24 protein-coding genes and 2 tRNA genes are annotated in these 24,511 nt (G+C 61.8%); 15 read left to right on the plus strand and 11 right to left on the minus strand.

Features of this window, described 5'->3' with window-relative positions:
* Positions 1-27: 27 nt before the first annotated feature.
* The 3 genes from AB4Z11_RS01470 to AB4Z11_RS01480 form a co-directional block, all read right to left on the minus strand.
* A tRNA-Asp gene (locus tag AB4Z11_RS01470) sits at positions 28-104 on the minus strand.
* Positions 105-122: 18 nt separating this feature from the next.
* Positions 123-198 (minus strand) — tRNA-Val (locus tag AB4Z11_RS01475).
* A gap of 100 nt (positions 199-298) precedes the next feature.
* Positions 299-2,422 (minus strand): S9 family peptidase, encoded by a 2,124-nt coding sequence (locus AB4Z11_RS01480; protein ID WP_442022211.1) that lies wholly within the window; start codon positions 2,420-2,422, stop codon positions 299-301.
* Between the two features lie 63 nt (positions 2,423-2,485).
* Between AB4Z11_RS01480 and AB4Z11_RS01485 the strand changes: the two genes are divergently transcribed.
* The 4 genes from AB4Z11_RS01485 (at position 2,486) to AB4Z11_RS01500 (ending at position 5,865) form a co-directional block, all read left to right on the plus strand.
* Positions 2,486-3,757, plus strand: coding sequence for an MFS transporter (locus AB4Z11_RS01485; protein ID WP_442022213.1), 1,272 nt, complete (start codon positions 2,486-2,488; stop codon positions 3,755-3,757).
* Positions 3,758-3,835: 78 nt separating this feature from the next.
* Complete coding sequence (locus tag AB4Z11_RS01490) at positions 3,836-4,198, plus strand: nuclear transport factor 2 family protein (RefSeq protein WP_442022215.1); 363 nt, start codon at positions 3,836-3,838, stop codon at positions 4,196-4,198.
* Positions 4,199-4,210: 12 nt separating this feature from the next.
* Entirely contained in the window at positions 4,211-5,038 is an 828-nt protein-coding gene (locus AB4Z11_RS01495; RefSeq protein WP_442022217.1) for an alpha/beta fold hydrolase, read from the plus strand.
* Positions 5,035-5,865 (plus strand): helix-turn-helix transcriptional regulator, encoded by an 831-nt coding sequence (locus AB4Z11_RS01500; protein ID WP_442022219.1) that lies wholly within the window; start codon positions 5,035-5,037, stop codon positions 5,863-5,865. The genes AB4Z11_RS01495 and AB4Z11_RS01500 overlap by 4 nt, the downstream gene beginning before the upstream one ends.
* On the opposite strand, the gene AB4Z11_RS01505 is transcribed toward AB4Z11_RS01500, so the two are convergent.
* Positions 5,862-7,586 (minus strand): methyl-accepting chemotaxis protein, encoded by a 1,725-nt coding sequence (locus AB4Z11_RS01505; protein ID WP_442022221.1) that lies wholly within the window; start codon positions 7,584-7,586, stop codon positions 5,862-5,864. The genes AB4Z11_RS01500 and AB4Z11_RS01505 overlap by 4 nt on opposite strands.
* Positions 7,587-7,694: 108 nt before the next feature.
* Here AB4Z11_RS01505 and dinB point away from each other — a divergent pair, with 108 nt between their 5' ends.
* The 3 genes from dinB to AB4Z11_RS01520 all read left to right on the plus strand — a co-directional run bounded on the left by dinB (position 7,695) and on the right by AB4Z11_RS01520 (position 10,712).
* On the plus strand, positions 7,695-8,849 hold the full coding sequence (dinB, locus tag AB4Z11_RS01510; protein WP_442022223.1) for a DNA polymerase IV: 1,155 nt from the start codon (positions 7,695-7,697) through the stop codon (positions 8,847-8,849).
* A gap of 90 nt (positions 8,850-8,939) precedes the next feature.
* Entirely contained in the window at positions 8,940-9,764 is an 825-nt protein-coding gene (locus AB4Z11_RS01515; protein ID WP_442022225.1) for a hypothetical protein, read from the plus strand.
* Positions 9,765-9,815: 51 nt separating this feature from the next.
* Entirely contained in the window at positions 9,816-10,712 is an 897-nt protein-coding gene (locus tag AB4Z11_RS01520) for a recombination-associated protein RdgC (protein WP_442022227.1), read from the plus strand.
* Positions 10,713-10,754: 42 nt separating this feature from the next.
* Here AB4Z11_RS01520 and pdxR read toward each other — a convergent pair whose 3' ends face one another.
* A complete protein-coding gene (pdxR, locus tag AB4Z11_RS01525; RefSeq protein WP_442022229.1) occupies positions 10,755-12,164 on the minus strand; it encodes a MocR-like pyridoxine biosynthesis transcription factor PdxR in 1,410 nt (469 codons plus the stop codon).
* A 78-nt stretch (positions 12,165-12,242) separates the two neighbouring features.
* Here pdxR and AB4Z11_RS01530 point away from each other — a divergent pair, with 78 nt between their 5' ends.
* Both AB4Z11_RS01530 and dsbD read left to right on the plus strand, forming a co-directional pair.
* Complete coding sequence (locus AB4Z11_RS01530; protein ID WP_442022231.1) at positions 12,243-13,259, plus strand: TlpA family protein disulfide reductase; 1,017 nt, start codon at positions 12,243-12,245, stop codon at positions 13,257-13,259.
* Positions 13,259-14,800, plus strand: coding sequence for a protein-disulfide reductase DsbD (gene dsbD, locus AB4Z11_RS01535; protein WP_442022233.1), 1,542 nt, complete (start codon positions 13,259-13,261; stop codon positions 14,798-14,800). Before AB4Z11_RS01530 ends, dsbD begins: the two co-directional genes overlap by 1 nt.
* Here dsbD and AB4Z11_RS01540 read toward each other — a convergent pair.
* Entirely contained in the window at positions 14,797-15,282 is a 486-nt protein-coding gene (locus AB4Z11_RS01540) for an asparaginase domain-containing protein (RefSeq protein WP_442022235.1), read from the minus strand. The two genes, dsbD and AB4Z11_RS01540, sit on opposite strands and share 4 nt — an antisense overlap.
* A gap of 103 nt (positions 15,283-15,385) precedes the next feature.
* Between AB4Z11_RS01540 and AB4Z11_RS01545 the strand changes: the two genes are divergently transcribed.
* Positions 15,386-16,138: an L-asparaginase gene (locus AB4Z11_RS01545; protein WP_442022237.1), complete on the plus strand. Its 753-nt coding sequence runs from the start codon at positions 15,386-15,388 to the stop codon at positions 16,136-16,138.
* Here AB4Z11_RS01545 and AB4Z11_RS01550 read toward each other — a convergent pair.
* Positions 16,135-17,088 carry a D-2-hydroxyacid dehydrogenase family protein gene (locus tag AB4Z11_RS01550; RefSeq protein WP_442022239.1) on the minus strand — a complete coding sequence of 318 codons (954 nt, stop codon included), beginning with the start codon at positions 17,086-17,088 and terminating at the stop codon, positions 16,135-16,137. The genes AB4Z11_RS01545 and AB4Z11_RS01550 overlap by 4 nt on opposite strands.
* A gap of 336 nt (positions 17,089-17,424) precedes the next feature.
* Here AB4Z11_RS01550 and AB4Z11_RS01555 point away from each other — a divergent pair, with 336 nt between their 5' ends.
* The gene (locus AB4Z11_RS01555; protein ID WP_442022241.1) at positions 17,425-19,287 is read left to right on the plus strand and encodes a phosphoenolpyruvate carboxykinase (GTP); all 1,863 of its coding nucleotides are present in this window, start codon (positions 17,425-17,427) and stop codon (positions 19,285-19,287) included.
* A gap of 256 nt (positions 19,288-19,543) precedes the next feature.
* Here the strand turns inward: AB4Z11_RS01555 and AB4Z11_RS01560 are convergent, their stop codons facing one another.
* Positions 19,544-19,966 (minus strand): hypothetical protein, encoded by a 423-nt coding sequence (locus AB4Z11_RS01560; RefSeq protein ID WP_442022243.1) that lies wholly within the window; start codon positions 19,964-19,966, stop codon positions 19,544-19,546.
* A 271-nt stretch (positions 19,967-20,237) separates the two neighbouring features.
* Between AB4Z11_RS01560 and AB4Z11_RS01565 the strand changes: the two genes are divergently transcribed.
* Positions 20,238-20,864, plus strand: a complete 627-nt coding sequence (locus AB4Z11_RS01565; protein WP_442022245.1) for a hypothetical protein — start codon at positions 20,238-20,240, stop codon at positions 20,862-20,864.
* Positions 20,865-21,174: 310 nt separating this feature from the next.
* Complete coding sequence (locus AB4Z11_RS01570; protein ID WP_442022247.1) at positions 21,175-21,354, plus strand: hypothetical protein; 180 nt, start codon at positions 21,175-21,177, stop codon at positions 21,352-21,354.
* Here the strand turns inward: AB4Z11_RS01570 and AB4Z11_RS01575 are convergent.
* A complete protein-coding gene (locus AB4Z11_RS01575) occupies positions 21,341-21,757 on the minus strand; it encodes an organic hydroperoxide resistance protein (RefSeq protein ID WP_442022257.1) in 417 nt (138 codons plus the stop codon). The genes AB4Z11_RS01570 and AB4Z11_RS01575 overlap by 14 nt on opposite strands.
* 117 nt (positions 21,758-21,874) lie before the next feature.
* Between AB4Z11_RS01575 and AB4Z11_RS01580 the strand changes: the two genes are divergently transcribed.
* Both AB4Z11_RS01580 and AB4Z11_RS01585 read left to right on the plus strand, forming a co-directional pair.
* Positions 21,875-22,489, plus strand: coding sequence for a TetR/AcrR family transcriptional regulator (locus tag AB4Z11_RS01580; protein WP_442022249.1), 615 nt, complete (start codon positions 21,875-21,877; stop codon positions 22,487-22,489).
* A gap of 199 nt (positions 22,490-22,688) precedes the next feature.
* Positions 22,689-23,294 (plus strand): 2-hydroxychromene-2-carboxylate isomerase, encoded by a 606-nt coding sequence (locus AB4Z11_RS01585; protein ID WP_442022251.1) that lies wholly within the window; start codon positions 22,689-22,691, stop codon positions 23,292-23,294.
* 83 nt (positions 23,295-23,377) lie between these two features.
* Here the strand turns inward: AB4Z11_RS01585 and AB4Z11_RS01590 are convergent, their stop codons facing one another.
* Both AB4Z11_RS01590 and AB4Z11_RS01595 read right to left on the minus strand, forming a co-directional pair.
* Positions 23,378-24,229, minus strand: a complete 852-nt coding sequence (locus tag AB4Z11_RS01590; protein WP_442022253.1) for a substrate-binding periplasmic protein — start codon at positions 24,227-24,229, stop codon at positions 23,378-23,380.
* A 95-nt stretch (positions 24,230-24,324) separates the two neighbouring features.
* Positions 24,325-24,511 (minus strand): hypothetical protein (locus AB4Z11_RS01595; protein ID WP_442022255.1); only part of this gene is annotated, 187 nt, incomplete at its 5' end.

Raw genomic sequence — 24,511 nt, forward strand, 5'->3', positions numbered from 1 at the left:
GGACTAGCCGGGCTTCTCTCTGAATGKTGGCGGARYGGACGGGGCTCGAACCCGCGACCCCCGGCGTGACAGGCCGGTATTCTAACCAACTGAACTACCACTCCATTTCTTCTCAGTGTGACTGGTGGGCGTTGAGAGGGTCGAACTCCCGACCTAATCCTTGTAAGGGATCCGCTCTACCAACTGAGCTAAACGCCCCTGCCTTCACTGTCGAACGTTTGTCACAACGTTCGGAAGAGGCCGTATTCTACTGTGGCTTTTCGGGATCGTGCAAGCGTTTTTCGAAAATAATTTGTGGTTATTGCGAAACGCCAAGTTCCGACAAGATCCACGCCGTTTCAAAAGCACGCTCTTCCAGCGCGTTGTAGCGGCCCGAAGCGCCGCCGTGGCCGGCGCCCATATTCACCTTCAGCAATAGCGGATTGCTGTCCAGTTTGAAGGCACGCAGCTTGGCCACGTACTTGGCCGGTTCCCAGTACATCACCTGGCTGTCGTTCAGCGCCGTGGTCACCAGCATGGCCGGGAAATTGGCATAGGTGATGTTGTCATAAGGACTATAGCTGCGCATATAGTCGTAAGCCGGCTTCTGGTTCGGATCGCCCCATTCCAGATATTCGCCCGTGGTCAGGGGCAAGGTCGGGTCCATCATGGTATTCATCATGTCGACGAAGGGCACGCCTGTATGCACCGCATGGAACAGATCCGGCCGCATATTCACCACCGCGCCCATTAACAGTCCGCCCGCACTGCGCCCCTCGATGGCGAGGCGCGGCGTGCTGGTCCACTTTTCCCGGATCAGGTATTCGGCGCAATCGATAAAATCGGTGAAGGTGTTTTTCTTCTTCATCAGCATGCCATCGTCATGCCAGGACTCGCCCATCTCGTTGCCGCCACGGATTTGGGCCGTGGCGTAAATCACGCCGCGTTCCAGCAGGCTTAGCCGCGGCAGGTTGAAGCGCGCTTCGGATGGTGCACCGTAAGCGCCGTAGCCATACAGCAGCAGCGGCGCTGTGCCATCCAGTTTCACGCCCTTCTTGTAGGCCACCCATATCGGCACCTTCACGCCGTCGCGCGCGGTAGCCCACAGGCGCCTGGTTTCATACTGGCTGAAATCGAATCCGCCCGCGATTTCCTTTTGCTTCAGCACTTTGAGTTCGCCCGTCTTCATATTCACTTCCAGCACGCGCGGCGGTGTGATCGGCGATTCGTAGGAGAGCATATAGCCGGTAGAAGTGTATTCCGGCGTGCCGTCGAAGCCCGGCCTGCGCTCGCCGCTGGACCAGTACACCGGATCGTCGAATTTCACCGTCTGCCATTTCTTCGTGCTGAAGTCGTAGATACGCGTGAGGTTCAGCGCCTTCGACTTTTCGCTCACCACGAGGAAGTTCGCATAAGGCTCGATCATCTCCACCAGCACGTCGTTGTTATGCGCCACCAGCGTAGTCCACTTCTTCGGGTTGGCCAGGGTTGCTGTCACCACGCGGAAGTTCTTCGCATCCTTGTTGGTCAGGATGTAGAGCAGGCCGTTGCGGTGCTCGACGTAATAACGGTGGCCCTTTTCGCGTCCCAGCACGGTGCGGAAGGTGCCGGTCGCTTCGGTGGCTGGCAGCATGCGCACTTCGGTGGTGTCTGTGGCCTGGTGGTCGAGGAAGATCACCTTGTGGTCGCGGCTGGGACGCACTTCGAGGCTGAACTGCTCCACCGTTTCGTTGAACAGCTGCTGGGACTTGCCATCCACGTTCAGCCGGAACAGGCGGTCTGCGCGCTTGGTGGTGGCGTCCTCCTGCACCACGAACAAATTTCTGTTATCGGCAGCCCAGGCCATGGAACGCGCGCGCGGCATGCTGGCGCCGAGCAGTTGGCCGGTCTTCAGGTCCTTGATGTGCAGATCGTACTGGCGAAAGCCCGTGGTGTCGGTCATATACGCCAGCAGCGTTTCGTCCGGACTGACGGCGGTCGCTTCCAGCATGAAGAAGGCGTGGCCTTCCGCCAGCGCGTTCYGATCCAGCAGCAGTTCTTCCGGCGCCTTGTCGTCGTAGGACAGGTCCGGCGCCGCACGGCGCCGTACATTCAGCGGATATTGCTTGCCTGCTTCGATGCGCGTGTAATAGTAGTAATGACCGCGCCGCGTCGGCACCGAGAGGTCGGTGGGCTGGGTGCGCGCTTTGAACTCCGTGAACAGCTTGTCCGCCAATGGCTTGATATCGGCCGTCATGGCCGCGGTGTAAGCGTTTTCGGCGTTCAGCTGGGCCAGCACGGCGGGGTCCTGCTTGTCCTGCAGCCAGCGGTACTCGTCGGTGACTTCCTCGCCATGGCGCATGGTCAGGTACTGGCCCTTGGTGGCGACGGGCGGCGTGGGCGGCTCGGCAGCGGCCGCGCTGAGCGAGAGTAGAGCAAGGACTGCGATCAATTGTCGGGTCACTTTGAACTCCTGTGATATTTTGTGCAATGATTCTAGAGTCATGGGAATAAAAAGCAAATGCCAATGAACCCAATCGAAACGCTCTACGGACGCGTGGGCCGCCGCCTCGTGCCCTTCCTATTCCTTTGCTACGTGGTGGCCTACCTGGACCGCGTCAACGTCGGCTTTGCCAAGCTGCAGATGCAGGCTGACCTCGGGCTGTCGGAGACGGTGTACGGCCTCGGCGCCGGCATCTTCTTCATCGGCTACTTCCTGTTCGAGGTACCGGCCAATCTGCTGATGACGCGGGTCGGCGCGCGGCGCTGGATCGCACGCATCATGGCCAGCTGGGGCGTGGTGTCGGCGGCGATGATGTTCACCACCAGCACGCATAGCTTCTATGTACTGCGCTTCCTGCTCGGTGCGGCGGAAGCCGGCTTCTTCCCCGGCGTAATTCTGTACCTGACCTACTGGTATCCGGCGCGGCGCCGCGCGCGGATCGTCGCCATCTTCATGAGCGCGATTGCGGTGGCGGGTGTGCTGGGCGGGCCGATGTCAGGTGCGATCATGAGCGGGCTGGCGGGCGTGTCAGGCCTGAAAGGCTGGCAGTGGCTGTTCCTGCTGGAGGGCTTACCGTCCATCGTGGTCGGCGTCTGGGCCTTGTGGTATCTGGATGACAGCATCGACGATGCCATGTGGCTGGACGATGAACAGAAGGCCATGCTGAAGCAGGAGCTGGCCGCCGATAACGAATCACCGCGTACGCAATGGACGCTGCGCCACGTCTTCGGCAGCAGCCGCGTGTGGATGCTGGCCCTGATTTACTTCCTCTTCGTGATGGGCCTTTACGGCGTGAGCTTCTGGCTGCCGCAATTGATCCGCAACAGCGGCGTGCAAGATGTGCTGAGCGTCGGCCTGCTGACCGCCATCCCTTACGGCATCGCGGCGGTGGTGATGATCGCGTCCGCCCGCCATTCCGACCGTACCGGCGAGCGCCGCTGGCATGCCGCGATTGCCGCTTTCGCTGGCGCTGCGGGCCTGGCCATCACCAGTCACACCAGCGATCCGTTGACCTCGATGATGGCACTGAGCCTGGCCACGGCGGGCATCCTGAGCACCTTCCCGGTGTTCTGGAGCCTGCCCACCTCCATGCTGGGCGGCACCGCAGCGGCGGCGGGCATTGCCATCGTCAATTCGGTCGGTAACCTGGCAGGCTTCCTCAGTCCCTACATGGTGGGCGCCATCAAGGACGCCACGCACAGCACGACGCAGGGCATGATGGTGCTGGCTGCCAGCCTGCTTGCGGGCGGCGTGCTGGTGCTGCTGTGCGTGAACCGGAGGAACGAGGTGCTTTGATTACCTGGCACGTAATCGCCGTGCCGTGCTGATTTCCCGAGAATGAAGTCACTTCATCACTTCTCAAGGAGATCGGAAATGAGCAAAGCCCGCGCAATCGCCCAGCAATACCTGGCCGTCTGGAATGAACGCGACGCCGCCGCGCGCCGCGCCAGAGTGGCGGAACTCTTCACGCTGGAAGCCGAGTACAAAGATCCGCTGATGAAAAGCGCCGGCCACGAAGGCCTGGACGCCATGATCGCCGACGCCCAGGAACACTTCCCCGGCCACCGTTTCGCCCTGCATGGCACGCCGGATGAACACAACGACGTGATCCGCTTCTCGTGGAACCTGGCCACGCCCGGCGCCGAGCCGATTGCCAAAGGCACCGACGTCGCCACGGTGCATGCGGACGGCCGCCTGAGTAGCGTGACCGGCTTCATCGACTACTTCGCGCAGTAAGGGGAGTCCGCCATGACCGCCTACAAAGCTTCAGGCGCCCATATCGTGGAGCCCAACTTCATTCGCACCGCCGATGGCGTGAACCTGTTCTACCGCGACTGGGGCGATGGCAAGCCGGTCGTCTTCGTGGGCGGCTGGTCGCTGCCATCGGACCAGTGGAACTACCAGATGCTGGCGCTGCTGGAACAGGGCCTGCGCGTGATTGCCTTCGACCGCCGCGGCCATGGCCGTTCCAGCGATCCGGGCCGCGGCTATCAGCTCGACACGCTGGCCGATGATCTGGCCGCCGTGCTGGAAGCGCTGGACCTGCACGAAGCCACGCTGGTGGCGCACTCGATGGGCTGCAATGAGGTGGTGCGCTACCTCACCCGCCACGGCGACGGGCGCATCGAAGCCGCCGCTCTGCTGGGCACCATGACGCCGGACTTCCGCGCTGCCGGCGACATGTTCGAACACTTCCGCCGCGAGCAGCTGTCGAAAGATTTCCCGTTGTGGATAGACGAGAACATCGATCCCTTCGTCCCCGGCGTCACACAAGGCCTGAAGGACTGGCTGCGCGGCCTGGCGCTGCAAACTTCCGCGCAAGCCCTGTATGAATGCAACCGCGTGGTACAGCATGCGGACATGCGCGACGAAATGCGCCGTATCGGCATCCCCACGCTGCTGATCGCCGGCACACAGGATGTGAGCGCGCCGTTCGAACTGACGGCGAAGCCCAGCATGGACCTGCTGCCCAACGCACGCCTGCGCGTGTACGAGGGCGCGGCACATGGTATGTTCCTCACCCATATGCAGCGCGTGAACGGCGACTTGATTGAATTCATCCTGGGGAGAAAATGACCGAACAGTATTTCAGCGACTACGCACAGGCCATGAAGTATTGGCGTACCAAGCGCGGTTACAGCCAGCTGCGCCTCTCCACTGAAAGCGGCGTTTCGCAGCGCCATATCAGCTTCCTCGAAAGCGGACGATCGCAGCCAAGCCGCGAGCTGATTCTCAAGCTGGGCATGACGCTCGATATCCCGCTGCGCCAGCGCAATGTGATGCTGCTGGCGGCGGGCTTCGCACCGGCTTACCAGGAGCGCAGCCTGTCCGATCCCGAGATGGCGGCGGTGCGCCAGGCGCTGGACTTCATGCTGCAGCAGCAGGCGCCGTATCCCGCGCTGGTGGTGGACCGCCTGTGGAATCTGCAAATGCACAACGGCCCTGCTGCGGCCATGATGTCCTGGATTCTCGGCCTGCCGGACAACACGCCTCTACCCAGCGTGAACGTGGTAAAGCTGACGCTGGACCCAAATGGGGTACGTCCCTATTTAGCAAACTGGGAAGACGTTGCCACCGATCTGCTGCAATGGATTCAGCGCGAAGCGATGGGCGATGGTCCCGGCAGCGAAGCCACGCGCCTGCTGGAAGACTTGCTGGCCATGCCCGGCGTGCGCGCTGCCGCCGCTGCGCCGAACCTGGAGCGCCGCGCGCTGCCCTTCCTGCCCTTCACGGTGCGCAAGGATGGCACGGAGCTGAATCTGTTCACCACCATCACCACTCTCGGCACGCCGCATGATGTGACGGTGCACGAGCTACGGCTGGAAGCTTTCTTCCCGGCGGATGAAGCCACGGCGCAGTGGTTCAAAGCTCGGGCGGCGCCGGGCAATCGTCAGCATTCTTAGAATTCCTCCCATTCATTCGCATCCGTCGTGGCGGCGCTGGCGGTGGGGCGCCGCGTAGGCGTCGGCCGGGCTTTGTGTGCCAGCTGTTTCTGCGCTGCCGCGGACGATGGCAGTGCCGCGCGTACTGGCACGGCTGCCGGGGGCGGCGGAACCGGCGAACGTGGCAGGGCCTGGCTGACGTCGATCTTGAAGACCGCAACCGCCTGCTGCAGCTGCACGGCCTGCTCCTGCATGCTGCGTGCCGCGGCGGCGGCTTCCTCAACCAGCGCGGCATTCTGCTGGGTGACCGAGTCCATCTCGGCCACGGCAGTGTTGATTTGCTCGATGCCGGCCGTCTGTTCATTGCCCGCGTTGGCGATTTCGCTCATGATGCCTGCCACCTGCTGCACCGAGTCGACGATACGCTGCATAGCCGCGCCAGCCTGGTCCACCAGCTTGCCGCCCGCATCCACTTTCGCCACCGAATCGTCGATCAGCGCCTTGATCTCGCGCGCTGCCTGCGCCGATCGGTGCGCCAGCGTGCGTACCTCGCCCGCCACCACCGCAAAGCCGCGCCCCTGCTCGCCCGCGCGCGCCGCTTCCACGGCGGCGTTGAGGGCCAGGATGTTGGTCTGGAAAGCGATACCGTCAATGACGCCGATGATGTCCACAATGCGCGCCGAGCTATCCTTGATGGCGCCCATGGTTTGCACCACTTCGCTCACCACTTGTCCGCCCTGGCTGGCGTGATCGGCGGCGGACACCACCAGCTGATTCGCCTGCCGCGCATGGTCGGCGTTCTGGCGCACGGTGGAGGTCAGCTCTTCCATGGAGGACGCAGTTTCTTCCAGCGCCGCGGCCTGCTGCTCGGTGCGGCGCGACAGGTCCAGGTTGCCCGCGGCGATTTCCGCCGTGCCGGTGGTGATGGTATCGGTGCTGTTGCGCACCGAGCCGACCGTGCGGGTCAGCGCCGCCACCATTTCCTTCAGCGCGTTCAGCAGCCGTCCCGTTTCATCCTTGCGCTCGACCTCGATGCGGCTGGTGAGATCGCCCTGGGCCACCGTTTCCGCCAGATCCACCGCCTGGTTGATGGGCGTAGTGACGGAGCGCGTAATCAGCCAGCCGGCGAGAATCGACAGCAGTGTCGCCACCACCAGCTGGCCGACCATCAGCCAGGTGGCCTCCTGCGCCGTGTCTTCCGCCTTGGCGCCGTCTTCATTCATCAGTTTGCCCTGGAAGGCGAGAATCGCATCGAGCTTGCCAAAATACGCGTTCTGCGCCGGGACCATATCGCTGAACATGTACTGGATGGCGCCGTCGCGGTCGCCGCCCTGGAAGCGTTTCAGCACTTCGTCGCGCTTGGCCTTGTAGTCGAGGAAGGCCTGAGTCTCTTCCGCAAACAGGCGCTTGGCCTCGGCGCTGCGGATGATCTGCTCCAGCTTATTGGCGGCTTCGGCGCCGCTGCGGTCCGACTCGGCCATGCTGGCGAGGAATGCGGCCGACTTGCCGGCATCCGGTTCCAGCATTGCGTTGCGCAGCGATTGCGCGGAGCGGTTGGAATGGCTGCGCATCTCATTGGTCAACACCACCTTCTGGTAGCGGTCGCTGACCAGCTTGCCGGTCAAATCTGAAATCTGCTGGATGCGCCCGATGCCGGTGAAGGACATCAGCAGCATGATCAGGATCGTCACTGCAAAACCAAGGGCCAGCCGGGCGCCAATTTTCAGGTTTGAAAGTGTCATCGCTATCCTCCGGGGGGAGCACTCATCGTATGCTTTTTCACGAGAGGCTGGCTCTCTGTTGAATACTGGATATAATTACAGTATTTCAACAGCCATTCATCCTCCCGCATGAGCAGGCCGCGCCGTATCGCCCACCTCGACATGGATGCGTTTTACGCGTCGGTGGAGCTGTTGCGCTATCCGGAATTACGCGGCCAGCCGGTCGTGATTGGCGGCGGTTCGCGCCATCAGCCTCGGCAGTTAGATGATGGCACGAAGCAGTTTTCCCGATTGCGCGACTATGTAGGACGTGGCGTAGTGACCACATCCACCTATGAAGCGCGCGCCCTCGGCGTGTTTTCGGCGATGGGCACGATGAAAGCCGCTGCCCTGGCGCCGGATGCCATCCTGCTGCCGACCGACTTCGAGTCCTATCGCAAATATTCACGCCTGTTCAAGGCGGCGGTGGCGTCCATCGCGCCGCAGATCGAGGACCGCGGCATCGACGAGATCTACATTGACCTCAGCGATCTGCGCGAGGACACGCGCGAGCTGGGCCAGCGCCTGAAGGCTGCGGTGAAGGAAGCCACCGGCCTGACCTGCTCGATCGGCATCGCGCCCAACAAGCTGCTGGCCAAGATCTGCTCCGACCTGGAAAAGCCGAACGGGCTGACCATCATTTCCCACGACGATGTGCCGGCCCGCATCTGGCCGCTGCCGGYGCGCAAGGTSAACGGCATCGGCCCCAAGGCGGCCGCCAAGCTGTCCGCGTTGGGCATTGAAACCGTGGGTCAGGTGGCGGCGGCTGATGCCCGCCTGCTGCAGGAACATTTCGGCCTGAATTACGCGGAATGGTTGCAGCGCATCTCCCACGGCCACGACGAACGCGAAGTGGCGACGCGCTCCGAGCCCAAGGGCATCAGCCGCGAAACGACGTTCGAGCGCGATCTGCACGCGCGGCAGGACCGCGGCGAGCTGTCCGAAATCTTCACCCGCTTGTGCACAAAGCTGGCTGAGGACCTGGCGCGCAAGCGTTATGCGGGCCGCACCATCGGCATCAAGCTGCGCTACAGCGACTTCCGCACAGTCACGCGCGACGTGACCTTGCCGCTGCCGACCGCCGATGCCGCCGCCATCCGCCGTGCGGCGGGCGAGTGTCTGCGCCGTGTGCCGCTGGACCTGAAACTGCGTCTGCTCGGCGTGCGCGTGTCGGCGCTGTCGCCGTTGGATGAGCTGGGCGCCGCGCCACCGCCCAGGCAGGGCGATCTTTTCGCCAGTCTGTGAGAATCCGAGAGTATTTCAGCCTGCAAGCGACCGCATAATGCCGGCGCGAGCCGGGGAATTGTGCCGCCGGCTGCGAACTGGAATTTGCCGATGGATCGAACGCTGTCCCTCCAGCGCCGCGCCCTGCTGCCCGCGCTCGCGCTGCTGCATCTCGCCGCTTTAATGGCCCTGCAACGCCCATTGCCGCGCCCGGCCGCAGAGCGCGTCCAGCGCGAAGGCGAGCTGGTATTCCTGCTGCCGGCGCCGCCAGCGCCCATCCACCCCCGGCTCGCAGCGCACCCGCCGCTCCCGGACCGGCGGACGCTGCTGTCCACGCCGACACATGCAGCCGCCCCGATCGCGCCGCCGCCCTCATCCGCGCATGTATCCGCGCCCCCTGTTCGGCCGACCGTCCCTATAGAGCCGCCGCCATCAACCGCGCGACCTTCGACGCCGTTTGCCCCGCCGGCCGCCGCGGTCGAGTCGCAGCCGCTATCCGCACCCGCACCCGCACCCGCACCTGCACCCGCACCCGCGCCGCCTGCCGCCGCCGCTGCCGCTGCCGACCCTTCCGCAGCGCCGCCCTCCGCGGCATCGCTGCCCCTCACGCTTCCGGTCGACGACCCTTTCGCCAAGCCGCACGGCGGCCCGGACACCCTGCTCGCCAAATCCCGCCGCGCCGTCGCGGCCATCGACCGTGACTTGCGCAGGGAGCGTCACTTCCCGGCGGTGACGAAAGAGCCCGAGCTCGCTACAAAGATCGCCGCCGCCGGTGTCGACCGCGGATTCGGCATGACGGAGCGCGTGTTGCCAAATGGCGACGTGATCACCAGGGTGCGTACGCTCTTTACCAGCTACTGCGTGCTGAAGTCCGGCCCCAACCCGCCGCCCGGAAGATCACCCGGACAAACATTAATCGTGACCTGTCCGAAATGAGCCATGTAAAATGTCGTTCCTTTTAAATGCTCAGTAAGGCAAGCACCAGTTATGTGGTTCAAGAATCTCCAGATCTACCGTCTGCCCGCGCCGTGGGCGTTTACTCCCGAACAACTCGAAGAAGCTCTGCAGCCGCATTCCTTCACGCCCGCCAACAGCAATGAGCTGATGCGCCAGGGCTGGGACAAGCCGCGTCCGAACGGCGGCCTGGTCCACGTGGTCAACAAGCAAATGCTGATCGTGCTCGGCACCGAGAAAAAGCTGCTGCCGTCCACTGTGGTGAACCAGGTGGCCAAGGCCCGTGCCGCTGAGTTGGAAGAACAACAAGGTTTCGCTCCTGGCAAGAAAGCCATGAAGGAACTCAAAGAGCGCGTGCACGACGAGCTGCTGCCGCGCGCATTCACCATCCGCAGCAATGTGTGGACCTGGATCGACCCGGTCAACGGCTGGCTGGTGGTCGATGCTGCCAGCCCGGCCAAGGCCGATGACGTGATCAAGCACCTGCTGAAGGCCGTCGACCGCATGCCGCTGGAATCGCTGCGCGTGCAGCGCTCCCCGGTCGCAGTGATGACTGCCTGGCTGCAGGAAGACGAAGCGCCGGCCGGCTTCACCGTCGACATGGACACCGAATTGCGCGCCACCGGCGAAAGCAAGGCCGCCGTGCGCTATGTGCGCCACACCCTGGAGCCGGAAGAAGTCCGCCGCCACATCGCCGCCGGCAAGCAGTGCACCCGCCTGGCCATGACCTGGGACAGCAAGATCAGCTTCGTGCTGACCGAAGCCCTGGCCATCAAGGGCGTGAAGCCGCTGGACGTCATCAAGGAAAACGAAACCTCCACCCGCAACGACGAAGAGCGTTTCGACGGCGACTTCATGCTGATGACAGGCGAACTGTCCAAGCTGATGAAGGACGTGGTGGAAGCCCTCGGCGGCGAAGCGACCGCGTAATGGATCGCGGCACTGCGCCGCGATAGCAGTTCGTAGGGCGGATCATCGATCCGCCGTCCGGAGCAGCCGCGAACAGTATTCGTAAGCTCGCTCCGCCGGCACATTCGTCGCCCCCAGCAGCAAGCCCTGCGGCGCCTGATCGGGCGCCGCGAACCATCCCGACAGCGCCGATGGCGTGAAGCCCGCCGCACGCGCGGCCACCAGCGCGTCGCCATCCCTGGACACTTCCAGCAGCACCGACAATCCGGCCGGCACATTGCGCGCGCCCAGTTGGTCCAGCGCCCGCGCTATTGCCATCCTGCGCTCGCCGTATAAACGCTTCATATGCCGCAAATGGCGCAGATACAGTCCACTGCGCAGGAACTCCGCCACCGCCAGCTGCACCGTGGGCGATGGCGCCGGATACAAGGTGGCCGCAGTTTCCACGAAGCGACCCACCAGCGACTGCGGGACGACCAGAAAGCCCACGCGCAGAGCGGGGCTGAGCGTCTTGCTGAAGGTCCCGATGTGCAGCACCCTTCCCGCGCGGTCGAGCGCCGCCAGGGCCGGTGCAGCGCGGGCCTGCAGCTGCAGCTCGCCCATGTAATCGTCCTCGATAATCCAGGCGCCCGCTTGCGCCGCCCAGTCCAGCAGCGCCAAACGCCGCGGCAGGGCCAGCGTGACGCCCAGCGGTGCCTGCTGGCCCGGCGACACGATTGCCAGTGATGCATCGCCGGCCAGTTCCATCCCCACGTCGACCTGCACGCCGTCCTGATCAACCGGCACGGGCACTGCCTGCATACCGGCCAGTGCCAGTCCGTCGCGTGAAACCGGATAGCAAGGGTTCTCAATCCAGGCGCGTTCGCCATGCAGCGACAGCACTTGCAATGCAAACGACAACGCGCCTGCGTGGCCATTGGTGATGAACACCTGCTCCGGTGCGCAATCCATGCCGCGCGCGATGCACAGGTAAGCCGCGATCTCCGCGCGCAGCTCGGCCTCGCCGCAGCGGTCAGGATAGGTGAGCGGCGACGCCGCCGCGCGGCGTGCGGAACGCGCCATGATGCGCGACCAGGTCTTGTAGGGGAAGGCATCCTGCGCCGGCACCGCGACCTGGAAGATGCCAGGCCGAGCGGCAGCGCCGCGCCGCGGGATTACGCCGGAATCAGCGCCGGCGTGGACGCCGCGCATATCGGCCCCGCGCTGCGCCTGCATTGGCAGAACGGGTTGCGCCGCCACATGGCTGCCCGCCGCGCCAGCCGTGGAAATCAGCTGCTCGTCGCGCAGCACTTCATACGCCAGCCGCACCGTGCCGCGTGCAACGCCCAGCTGTGTGGCCAGATCCTGCCATGACGGCAGGCGCGCGCCGGGGGCGAGGCGTCCATCGCGAATGGCGTTACGTACGCCAGTGCTGATCTGCTCCGTCAACGAAACGGCGGCCTTGCGGTCGATGGCGATGGGAAGATGGTACATAGATTTGGATCGATCTTGCGTCTTTTTATTGAACCGCCACAAAAGTACCATGAAATCATCAAATTCCTGAGGATGACCATGAAAGCACTCATCGTTTCTCTGCTGCTGGCCGCGGCACTGCCAGCCTTCGCCGCCGACGTTTCCGGCAGCGGCAATGACCGCGCCCGTTCAGCTGGACAGCGCCTGATCGGCCAGCCCGGCCCCGCTGCCACGCTGACCACCATCGATGGCGAACGCATCGAACTGGCCAGGTATTACGGCAAGCAGCCGGTCTATCTCAAATTCTGGGCTACCTGGTGCGTGCCTTGTCGCGAGCAGATGCCGGCCTTCGAAAAAGCCTATCAACAGTACAAGGGAAAGATCGCCGTGGTGGCTGTGAACGCGGGCTTCAGCGACAAGGAGCCGGACGTGCGCGCCTACCGCGAGAAGTTCGGCATCCACATGCCGATCGTGATCGATGACGGCAGCCTCGCCGGCCAGCTGAATTTGCGCGTGACGCCGCAGCATGTGGTGATCGGACGCGATGGCCGCATCGTGCACATTGGCCACCTGCACGACAAGGCGCTGGAAGATGCGCTGGCCAAAGTGGCGAATGACGACAGCGCGCCTTCTGCGTTGCCGCTGGCGCCTGCCGTAGCAAGCCAGGCGTCGCTGAAGCTGGGCGATGCAGTAAGCGCCTTGTCCGCAACAACCATCGACGGCAAGGCCTACGCGCTCAAGCCTGGCAAGCCGCGTGCGCTGGTGTTCTTCTCGCCCTGGTGCGAATCCTATCTGCGTGACAGCAGGCCTGCCGTGGCGCAGGCCTGCGCACGGGTCCGCGAACAATCCACGAAACTGGCGAAAGCGCCCGGTGTGGAGTGGCTGGGTGTAGCCGCACCGATCTGGGCCAGCGAGAAGGAAGTCGCGGGTTATGGCAAGAGCAAGAAGCCCGGCATGCCGCTGACGCTGGATAAATCCGGCGAGATCTTCAAAGCCTTTGGCGTGCGCGATATCCCGAGCGTGGTGTTGATCGATGCTAAAGGCCGCGTGGCGCGCGTGCTGGGTCCGGATGACAAGGATCTGCCGTCGGCCGTGCAAACCCTGAGGATGCAGTGATGCGCCGCCTACCGCTGTTTTTGGTCCTGCTGCTGGCGCTTCTGTGCTTCGGCCGCACGGCGCTGGCTGCTGATGATTTCCTTGAGCCGGAGGCAGCGTTTCGCGTCTCGGCGCGCATGGTCGATAGCGCGCATGCCGAGGTGCGCTTCGACATCGCCGAAGGCTACTACATGTACCGTGAACGCTTCGCCTTTTCGGCACGCGGCGCCCAGCTTGGTGCAGCCGTTCTCCCTGCCGGTAAGGTGAAATTCGACCAGACGTTCGGCAAGCAAGTGGAGACTTATCGGCACGCCGTGGCGATCACCGTGCCGGTCACCGCGTCCGGCCCGTTTACGCTGACTGCGAACAGCCAGGGATGCGCCGACGCAGGCTTGTGCTACTCGCCGATGGAAACCACGCTGCAGCTCGATCCCGCCGGCGCCGCCCCCGCCACCACGCCTGCCGCCGCTTCTGTCTCGCCCGCGACGCCAGCCGCAGGCGATGATGTGACCGGCATTGGCGCGGCGCTCGCTGGCGGCAGGCTGATCGCGATCGTCCCGCTATTTCTGCTGCTCGGTCTTGGCCTGGCGTTCACACCCTGCGTGCTGCCGATGGTGCCAATCCTGTCGTCTATCATCATGGGCCAATCGGGGAAGATAGATCGCAAGCGCGGGCTGGCGCTGTCCGGCGCCTACTCGCTCGGCATGGCCTTGGTGTACACGGCGCTGGGCGTAGCCGCGGGACTGGCAGGCGAAGGCCTTGCCGCGAGCCTTCAGAAGCCGTGGGTACTGGGGGTGTTTGCGCTGCTGATGGTTGCGCTGTCGCTGTCCATGTTCGGTGTCTATGAACTGCAGGTGCCATCCGTACTGCAAAGCCGGTTGACCAGCGCGTCCAGCCGGCAAAGCGGCGGCAGGCTGGCGGGCGTATTCGTGATGGGCGCCATCTCCGCGCTGATTGTCGGCCCCTGCGTCGCCGCACCGCTGGCCGGAGCGCTGGTTTACATCAGCCAGACGCGCAACGTCATCATCGGCGGTGCTGCACTGTTTTCAATGGCGGCAGGCATGAGCGTGCCGCTGCTGCTGGTGGGCGTATCGGCGGGCAGCCTGCTGCCGAAAGCCGGTGCATGGATGACGCGTGTGAAAAGCGTCTTCGGGGTGCTGCTGCTCGCCATGGCCGCTTGGTTTGCATCGCCGTTGCTGGCTTCCGAAAAGCACGACACCCGATTCCAGCGCATCAAAACGGTGGCTGAATTGGATGCTGCGCTGGCGTCGGCGGGAAGCAAGCCGGTCATGCTCGACTTCTACGCCGACTGGTGCGTGTCCTGCAAGGAAATGGAAAAGCTGACCTTCCCCGACCGCGCCGTGCACGACAAGATGTCGCGCGCCGTCCTGCTGCAAGCTGACGTCACCGCCAACACGCCGCAAGACAAAGCCTTGCTGAAGCGCTTCGGCCTCTTCGGCCCACCAGCGATCATCCTGTTCGCGCAAGGCAAAGAAGCCAAGCGCGTCATCGGCTACCAGGACGCAGCGACCTTCAGCCGCTCCCTGGCTGCAATCGATTAGAGCGGCTGGAACACGCCGGCGGCCTTGTTCTTCTGCACATTGTCCCAGGCGAAGATCTGGCCGTTCATGGCGACATACACGCCAGGCGGCAGAGTTTGCGCGACGCCGCAGGCGAAGCCCATGTTGAAGAAGGCGTCGGAGTTGTCGATTTCGTAGGGAATCATGGCGCCGGTGAAGACGATGGTTTTGTCCGTGACAGCCGGGCCGAGAACGGCCGCGGTTTCCTTCATCGTGTCGGTGCCATGGATGATGACGATGGCTTTTTCGGTGGCGTTTTTGCACGCGGCGAGCACCCGCTCGCGGTCGGCATCGACCATATCCAGCGAGTCGAGCAGGGACACGACTTCCAGTGCGCAAGGCGTGGTGATGCGGGCGCGGGCGATGGCGGCGGGCAGGTGGCTGTCGGCAAATTCGAGCTTGCCATTCAGTTCGTTGTAGTGCTTGTCAAAGGTGCCGCCAGTGGCGATGATGCGCAGAGTCATGATGAAATAGAATGGTGAGGTGAACGGGCTGAATTCTAGCCGAATTTACCTTTCATTCCGCCCAATCGTTGAGTACACTGCCTTCTTTGCCTGGCACCCGACCATGAAAGCGCTCGCACCCGGAACCGTGATTTTCCACCGCTACCGCGGCTATGGCGTCATCACGGCTGTCAACCTGCTAACGGGATGGATTTCCGCTCGCTTCGGCAGCGAGTCGCGTACGCTCGACTTGAATCTTTCTACCGACGAAGTGCAATTCGCGGACGGCGAAGCGATCCTGTTCCGCCGCGCCCCACCGGATCGCATGCCGCACGCGCGCCTGATGGCCGTGGTGCGCGAGCTGCACAAAGCAGGCTATCAAAAACTTTATTTGTATTCCTGGCCCAAGCCGTCCGGCCTGCATTGGCGCTGGCATCTGTTCACCGGTCCGCGCGACTGGATGCAGCGTTCCTGGCGCGAAGGCTGGTACGGTTCGGGCGCCGATTACAACGTCAATCCGGTGATGGGCTGGGGCGATCAGCCGGGCGCGTCGACCGAAGAACTGATCCACGCGCTAGCGAAATTCGATCCACAGGGATTGGCGCAGGCGTTGGGCAAAGATGAAGACCACACCGCATGGTTCGCCGAGGTGTGCGACGCGCTGCTGCCGGGCTATATGTACAGCCTGAACATGGAACGTCCCGCAGGCGCGCCGCTGACCGACATGCCGGCCGTGCCAGTAATCCCCGTGCGCGCATCGCTGCCGCCGTATGAAGGCCCGACCATTCAATGGCCGCCGGGTTGGCAGGGCTTGTGGAGCAAGGTGCACGCCATGCCCGCACGCCACCCCAACCTGACCGGCGTTCCCGAAACTTAATTCGCCCGGATGTAGTCCACCAGATTCTGGAAAGCGTGGGTGAAGTACAGCTCATAGCTGTCCTTTTCCACATAGCCGAGGTGGGGCGTCGCCAGCACATTCGGCATGCGCAGCAGCGGTGAATTTTCCGGCAGCGGTTCTGTTTCAAACACATCGACCGCCGCAAAACCTGGACGTCCCTGCCGCAGCGCATCTTCCAGCGCGCCTTCCACCACCAGCTCGGCACGGCTCGTATTCACGAACAGCGCGTCTGGCTTCATGCGCGCCAGATCTTCCGCGGTAACAATGCCACGCGTGGTATCTGCCAGACGGATGTGAAGACTCACTACGTCCGACTCCTCAAAGAAAACCTCACGCGACGGCACCGCGCGGAAGCCATCCTTCACCGCTGCTGCGCGGCTGGCCTCGCCGCCCCACACCATCACATCCATGCCAAACGCTTTCGCATAGCCCGCGATCAGCTTGCCGATTTTTCCGTAGCTCCAGATGCCCATGGTGCGGCCTTTCAGCACGGTGCCCAGCGTGTTGTAGGGCTGGCTCAGCGATACAGTCTGCCATTGGCCTTCCTTCAGGCGCGACGCATAGGGCACGATCTTGCGCTGCGCCGCCATGATCAGCGCCCAGGTCAGCTCAGCGGGAGCGGTGGGCGAACCGACGCCTTCCAGCACCGTAATGCCGAGCTCTTTGCAGGCTTCCATATCAATGTGGCCACTCACTTTTCCGGTTTGTGAAATGACTTTGAGATTTGGCAGCTTGGACAGCAGCGCACGATTGAATGTGGTGCGTTCGCGGATCAGAATCAAAGCATCGAAAGGCGTCAGGCGGGCCACCAGCTGGCCTTGGCCCTTGACCGTATTGTTGAAGACTTTAACGTCCAATCCATCCAACAAACGGAAGCAATCGAGTTCCCTTACGGCATCTTGGTAATCATCGAGAATGGCGATTTTCATGGCAGTTAGCAGATTTTGTGATGAAATTGGTAGGGAAATAACGGGTTTGCGAATATCTCGAATAGCCTACTACATTGCTCAGGCATTTCTCCTACATTTCTGTCGGAAACGCGAGGTCAGAGGTGTACAATCGGCCCAATTCAGGAAGCTCAACGGGGCTTCCACGCAGCATGCCGGACTCACCCGCCCTTGAGAAATCGGGCGCATCGACAGAACCGCCGTATATCGCCGAAGCATCACAATGTTGTATGCCTTTCCGAGCGCAAAGCTTTTCGCTGACGACGATCCTGCCGTGCCGGGACAAGACCAGAATTCTTTATTGGCATTGGAGGTACTATGAATCAGCCCGTTATGGGAGGCGTTGCAGCAGTGAACGCACCAGCTTATATTAAACAGCAAAAGCTGATCAATTGGGTGGCCGAGGTTGCTGCCCTGACCAAACCCGCTCGCATCTACTGGTGCGATGGTTCGCAGGAAGAGTATGACCGCCTGTGCGCCGAAATGGTTGCCGCCGGCACCATGAAAAAACTGAACCAGGAAAAGCGTCCGAACTCCTACCTGGCTTGCTCCGATCCAACCGACGTTGCTCGCGTCGAAGACCGCACCTTCATCTGCTCCAAAACGGCCGAAGAAGCCGGCCCGACCAACAACTGGATCGACCCGACTGAAATGCGCACCACCCTGAACGGCCTGTTCGATRGCTGCATGGCTGGCCGCACGATGTATGTGGTGCCGTTCTCGATGGGCCCGCTGGGTTCGCCGATCGCCCACATCGGCGTGGAACTGTCCGACTCCCCGTACGTTGCCGTCAACATGCGCATCATGACCCGCATGGGCAAGGCTGTGTACGACGTGCTGGGTACCGATGGCGACTTCGTGCCGGCGATCCACACCGTTGGCGCCCCACTGGCTGCCGGCCAGAAGGATGTGCCATGGCCATGCAACCCGACCAAGTACATCGTTCACTTCCCAGAGACCCGCGAAATCTGGTCCTATGGTTCCGGCTACGGCGGCAACGCACTGCTGGGCAAGAAGTGCTTCGCGCTGCGTATCGCTTCCAACATGGGCCGTCAGGATGCACAGAACGGCGGCGACGGCTGGCTGGCAGAACACATGCTGATCCTGGGCGTGGAATCGCCGGAAGGCAAGAAGCACTACGTCGCAGCGGCCTTCCCGTCCGCCTGCGGCAAGACCAACTTCGCGATGCTGATCCCACCAGCGACCTTCAACGGCTGGAAAGTCACCACCATCGGCGACGACATCGCCTGGATCAAGCCGGGCAAGGATGGCCGCCTGTACGCGATCAATCCGGAAGCCGGCTACTTCGGCGTGGCGCCTGGCACCAACACCAAGACCAACTCGAACTGCATGTCCTGCCTGAACGAGAACACCATCTTCACCAACGTTGCGCTGACCGACGATGGCGATGTATGGTGGGAAGGTCTGACCAAGGAAGCGCCTGCGCACCTGATCGACTGGCAGGGCAAGGACTGGACCCCGGCGTCCGGCACCAAGGCATCGCACCCGAACGCACGCTTCACCGTGGCTGCCACCCAGAATCCGGTGATTGATCCTGCATGGAACGATCCGGCTGGCGTGCCGATATCCGCCTTCATCTTCGGCGGCCGCCGCTCGACCACCGTGCCACTGGTGACCGAAGCGCGCAACTGGACCGAAGGCGTCTACATGGCTGCAACCATGGGCTCCGAAACCACCGCTGCGGCCGCCGGCCAGCAGGGCGTGGTGCGCCGCGATCCGTTCGCCATGCTGCCATTCATCGGCTACAACATGGCCGACTACTTCCAGCACTGGCTGGACATTGGCAAGCGTCTGGAATCGAAAGGCGCCAAGCTGCCGTCGATCTTCTGCGTCAACTGGTTCCGCACCGACGAGAACGGTCACTTCGTCTGGCCAGGCTTCGGCGACAATATGCGCGTACTGAAGTGGATGCTGGAACGCGTTGAAGGCAACGGCGGCGGCGTCGAAAACGTCTTCGGCACCACCCCGCGCTACGGCGACATCCAGTGGGACGGCCTGCCGTTCACTCCGGAAGAGTTCGAAACCATCACCTCCATCGACAAGGACGCCTGGCGCGCCGAACTGAAACTGCACGCAGAATTGTTCGACAAACTGGCCTACCACCTGCCGCAAGAACTGAAGGACAACATGGCAAAACTGGAGCAGCGCCTGAACGGCTAAGCCCAGTCAGCCCAGCCAAAGCGCGCCCATTGAGGCGCGCTTTTTTTTTCGCCCTGGGGTGCGGTATGTCTGCTGTGCCAACCAGTCTAATTCGCTCTAGATTCGGCGAAATCAATCTAAACGAGTCTAGAACTCGGGGCTAAGAATCTCAAAAGGTCTAAAAATATCGGCCGAAAGTCTAATTTGGTCGCTTTTCCGGATGCGAAAGTCTAAAGCGGACTATAAATTCGTTCTGCATTCCAACGTATAGACTGTTTTAGCGCGCTCTACAATCAATTGCGCGAATCCAGTGTTCTTCGCCAGGAAAGCGGAGCCAAATAAAGCGCCACGCATTACGTCCCGCGGTATGCCTGTTGGCGAGAAGAGATGGTGTCAGAGACCTGCCGTCTTCGGACAAGATGTGCTCTCCAACCACCTGCGCAAATTCCACAGTCTGACGGTAGCTTGTTCGAAGATTGGTTCCGTCTGGCAGAAAGATATTCTTCCATTGRAAGCCACGCACGGGCGCTCCATTCTTATGCAGGGCGGTTCTCTCTAAGTCAACCTTGAGCCAGCGTTTGAGCAATTCAGCGATGAATTCTTCAAGTTTGGTGCCCGGTTGCGTCTCCATCAAATGAAATTCCAGTTCCAACAGATTGCTTGCCGGTAGATGTACGGGGCGCGTCGCGACGTAGTCCATGATCCAGTCCTTTCGAAAAGAGTCTAAAGATTGGACAAAGGGAACAGCACCTAGTTCGTTTTAGACTTTCGCTCCTTAAAAATAGACTGACTTAGACTTTCGATTGCATTTCAGCGACCTTTTTAGACTTGGCCTCTCAATTTTTAGACTCGATTAGATTCCTTCTGACCCGTTTAGACCGAATTAGACCGGGGCTGTTTGAAGACCCCCATGCATCGCTCCTGCGAGCGGTGACAAAGGGTGCATTTTTCAAAGCACTTGCGCCAGTATCATGATCCCTTCGGGTGCTTGGGTACTGCTCATTGTGGTCGATCGTAGGTGGCCCAATTACATTTGCCCGGAAACTGAAAGGCGATACGGAAGAATAAAGGCAGAACTCGAAGTTGCGGGGCACGGGAAGAAGGTCAGCAGGTCAATTCAACTAGCGCAGTCGAAGAAACATCCGCTGCTGCACAGGCTGCGCGAGGTCTTATTGGCGATTGCGATCATCGTTTTCGCTGTCAGCATCAGCATCTGGTTCCACAGCATGAGTGAACATCGGCACGAGCAGCACGTGGTCAGGGCCTTTCTGCTCGGCCTGAGCTCCGATTTGACGAACGACGTCGCGCAGCTAAACGATCTTACGAAATCGTGCAAAGCGTTCGATGCGAACTACCAGTCCCTTGCGGCGCTCGACGCCAAAGGTACGCCGGACGGAGAGAAATTCGAGCAAGCTTTCCTGCTGCTGCTGCACACCAACGCCTACTTCGGTGGCTGGATGGGCAACCACGCGAAGCTGAACGCTTATCTCGACGCAGCCCTGGTGAACGGCGATGGGCCGGAACAGGGCTACCAATTCCCGATCGACTTGAGCAGCAAGATCATCAAGCGCATCGACGTGCTCTACGCGAAGGAATAATCCGCCGCCTGCAAAAGCGATTTCGCCTCGTTCAAAAGCAGGCGCGGAAGATAAAAAGATTTTTTATTCAACTACTTGACATTTAGTTGCGTCGAGGAGCAGAATCGACGCTCATTGAATTTTGTTCAACCCGAATTTAGAGAAAGGACGGCCATGCCACGTACGGCTTATCAGAAGCGAATTCGATAGCCCCCCGTGCGTGTGCTCGGGGGAATGTCACCTCCGAGCCGGCCGTTCATCCGACAGAGCCCCGGTGAGGAAACTTGCTGGGGTTTTTGTTTTCCAGGCCCTGGCATCTTGGAGATTCCTTATGCCTTTGAATGAAAAACAGTACCAACGATTCCTGAAAATGTGGGCAGCCGGCACCGGCCGCCCGCGTCCGCCGTCGAATGTGATCGACCTGGCGGCAGCGCGCCGCGCGCGCGAGCGGAAGGCCTGCGACTGTGAACGCTGCCGCAGGCCGGAGGACGTCGAACTTAAATCAGCTTGAGTTCGATGTTGATGCCAGCCTTCAGTGCTTTCGAGTACGGGCAGGTGTTATGTGCCATCTCGACGATCTGCTGGGCCACTTCCGGCGCCAGGCCCGGCAGGCTGATGTTCAGGCGGGCGCCCAGGAAATAGGCTTCGCCGGTCATGCCCAGGTCGATTTCAGCGTCGACATACAGATCGGCAGGCAGCACCACTTTCAGCGCAGCGCCGGCTTTGCGCATCGCGCCGATGAAGCAGGCGGACCAGCCGGCAGCCAGCAGTTGTTCCGGATTGGTACCAGGACCATTGCTGCCTGGTGGCGACAGCAGAATGTCCAGACGGCCATCGTCACTGCGCGCGGTGCCTTCACGGCCGCCAGAGGTACGGGTTTTGCCGGTGTACAGAACTTTTTCGATTTGCATGATGGACTCCAGTGGGTCGGTTGAAAGTGATGCCAGTGTAGGTAGCCCGTGTGTACGCCATGTGTCGCCATGTACAAAAAATCTGTTTAGATTTCGCACACGTGTGCTAAAGTTCGCTCCATGGATGCACTGACAGCAAAAAGCGAGGCGACTTACGCCACTATCATCGACGCCGGTTGCGAGATGGCGGCTGTCGAGGGTATCGGCAAGCTGTCGCTGGGCGAGATCGCCAAGCGCACCGGTATCAGCAAGAGCGGTGTGTTCTCCCGTGTCGGTTCGCTGGAAGCCTTGCAGATCGCGGTGCTGGACGAATACGACCGCCGCTTTGCAGAGGAAGTCTTCATGCCAACCTTGCAGCTGCCGCGTGGCTTGCCGCGTCTGCAAGCCCAGGTGGCAAACTGGATTAAGCGCGCCAGCGACGAGGCGCTGCGCAATGCCTGCCTTTATACAGCGGGCGCGTTTGAGTTCGACGACCAGCAGGGGGTAGTGCGCGACCGGTTGGCCGAAGGGGCGATACGCTGGCGCGCCTCGATGCGGAAGACCATCCTGCAGGCGATGGAAGTGGGTCAATTGCGGCCAGACACCGATCCGGAGCAGCTGGTATACGAAATTTATAGCCTGATCGTGGGCTTGGTACACGATGTGCGCTTCCTGCGTGATGCAAATGCGCCGCGCCATATGCAGCGCGCCTTCAATCGCCTGATTTCGACGTACAAAAGTTTCAACGAGGTCTGATCTCTTGGGGTTGCCGCCGAAGTCTGGCGGCACTTTTTTCAAACATGTTTCGCACGACTGTGCGAAATGGGAGGCTGAAATGCGATTCCTGCTGCTCCTGGTGCCGGTCGGCATCTACTACATCTACCGCACGAACCTGATCGACCTGCTGCGCAATCTGCCCAGCAGCAACGACGACTTCAACTTCTGAGGCCGCGCCATGGTGCTCGATTTCTATTTTGATTTCGCTTCCGGCTATTCCTACTTTGCGGCGCGCCGCATTGAAAGGCTGGCCCTCAATCATGGCTGCATGGTGCGCTGGCATCCCGTGATGCTGACCGTACTGACTCACAGCACCGGCGTGCTGCCGTCGCCCATGGTGCCGATGAAGTGGGAGTATGTGCTGCGCGATATGCACCGCACCGCGCTGGCGGAAGGCATTCCGCTGCGCTTGTCGAAGGCCTTCCCGCAGCAGCTGCTGGCGCCCGGCCGCGCGATGCTGTGGCTGCGCGCGGCTTACGGCGAGGCGATCGCCCAGGCTTTCGCGCGCACCTGCTTCCAGGCTTATTACGGCGATGGCGTCGATATCGCCGATGCCGCGGTTTTGCAAGGCATTGCCGCGGGGCTGGGCGTTGACCGCGTGGCCTTCGCCGCGGGCCTTGGCGAATCGTCCATCAAGGAACAGTTCAAGCAGGCGAATGCGCTGGCGCTGCAGCGCGGCGTGTTTGGCGTGCCGTATGTGCTGGCGGAGGGCGAACCGTTCTGGGGTTACGACCGTTTCGACCAGCTCGAACAATGGCTCGTCTCCGCGCGCCAGGCCGCATGATGTGCATGGCGGGTCAATGACCCGCTCTACGCCGGGGCGCAGCCCTGAAACCGGTGGGTAGGGCGGATCATCGATCCGCCGTATCAACGCTTGCGCAAATCATCAAGCGTCAGCCACAGCTCCTTGCGTGCGATGGGCGTGAGTGGTGGCAGGGTAGGATTGGATAACTCGATCACGCGCCGCTGCGCCAGATTCGCGCCCGTCAGCAGCTTGCCGTAATAAGCCAGCAGCAGGCGGTCGAACGAGCCATCCGCTTGCGCAATCTCCAGGCCGCGCCGGATTTCTTCTGCCAGCTCCGGATTGGCGCGGCTGACGAAAAAGTAATCGGCCGCCGGATAGCGCAGCAGCAGATAAGGCTCCGCAGCCAATTCCGGGAACTCCTTCAGCTCGGACCAAATCTCCATGACCGAGCGCGGCACCGCATCAATCCGGTGCGCCTTCAGCATGCTGAACAACCTGCCATAACTGGCCACCGGGTCCGGCGCCAGGCCATTGCTGCGCATGATGTCCAGGTCCGGCCAATGCTCGCCCACCGCCATGTGCACATGGCGCAAACCGGCGAGATCGCGCACATCGCGCAGCGCGTCGCGCTGGTGGTCATTCACCAGCAGGATGCGCCATCCGATCAGCCCTTTTGAAATCGGTATGCGCACTGGCAGCAGCTGCTCTTCGCGCTCAATGGAAGTCATGGTGCCCAGCACCTGGATCGTGCCGGTATTACCAACCAGCTCCGCGATCGCGCGATTCTGCTGGCGAAAGACCGGCGACAATTCCGCGCGATGCGTGCTGCCGGCCCTGGCCAGTGCCAGTTGCAGCAAGGTCAGGCCAAAATCCGAGCGGCCATCCTCCAGGGCGGGCGGGGAAGAGTAGTAAATCGTGTCGGCGTGTGCGGTGCGCAACGCGAACACGAGAACCAGTAGTAACAGGCGACGCATGGCGACCCCTGAAAAAGAGAAAGGCGCACTTAAAAGCGCGCCTTTCATTGTAATACTGGCTGAGCCGCGCACACGTCGCGGACAGCATCAGTGCGTCATTTTTTCAACAACGGACCAAGGTACTTGCCGGTGACAGAAGCCGCGTTCTTCGATACTTCTTCCGGCGAACCGCTTGCGATGATCTGGCCGCCGCCCGCACCACCTTCCGGACCCAAATCCACGATCCAGTCCGCGGTTTTGATCACGTCCAGATTGTGCTCGATGATCACCAGCGTATTGCCC

It is taken from the genome of Pseudoduganella sp. RAF53_2 (assembly GCF_052113985.1).
Classification (GTDB): Bacteria; Pseudomonadota; Gammaproteobacteria; order Burkholderiales; family Burkholderiaceae_D; genus Rugamonas.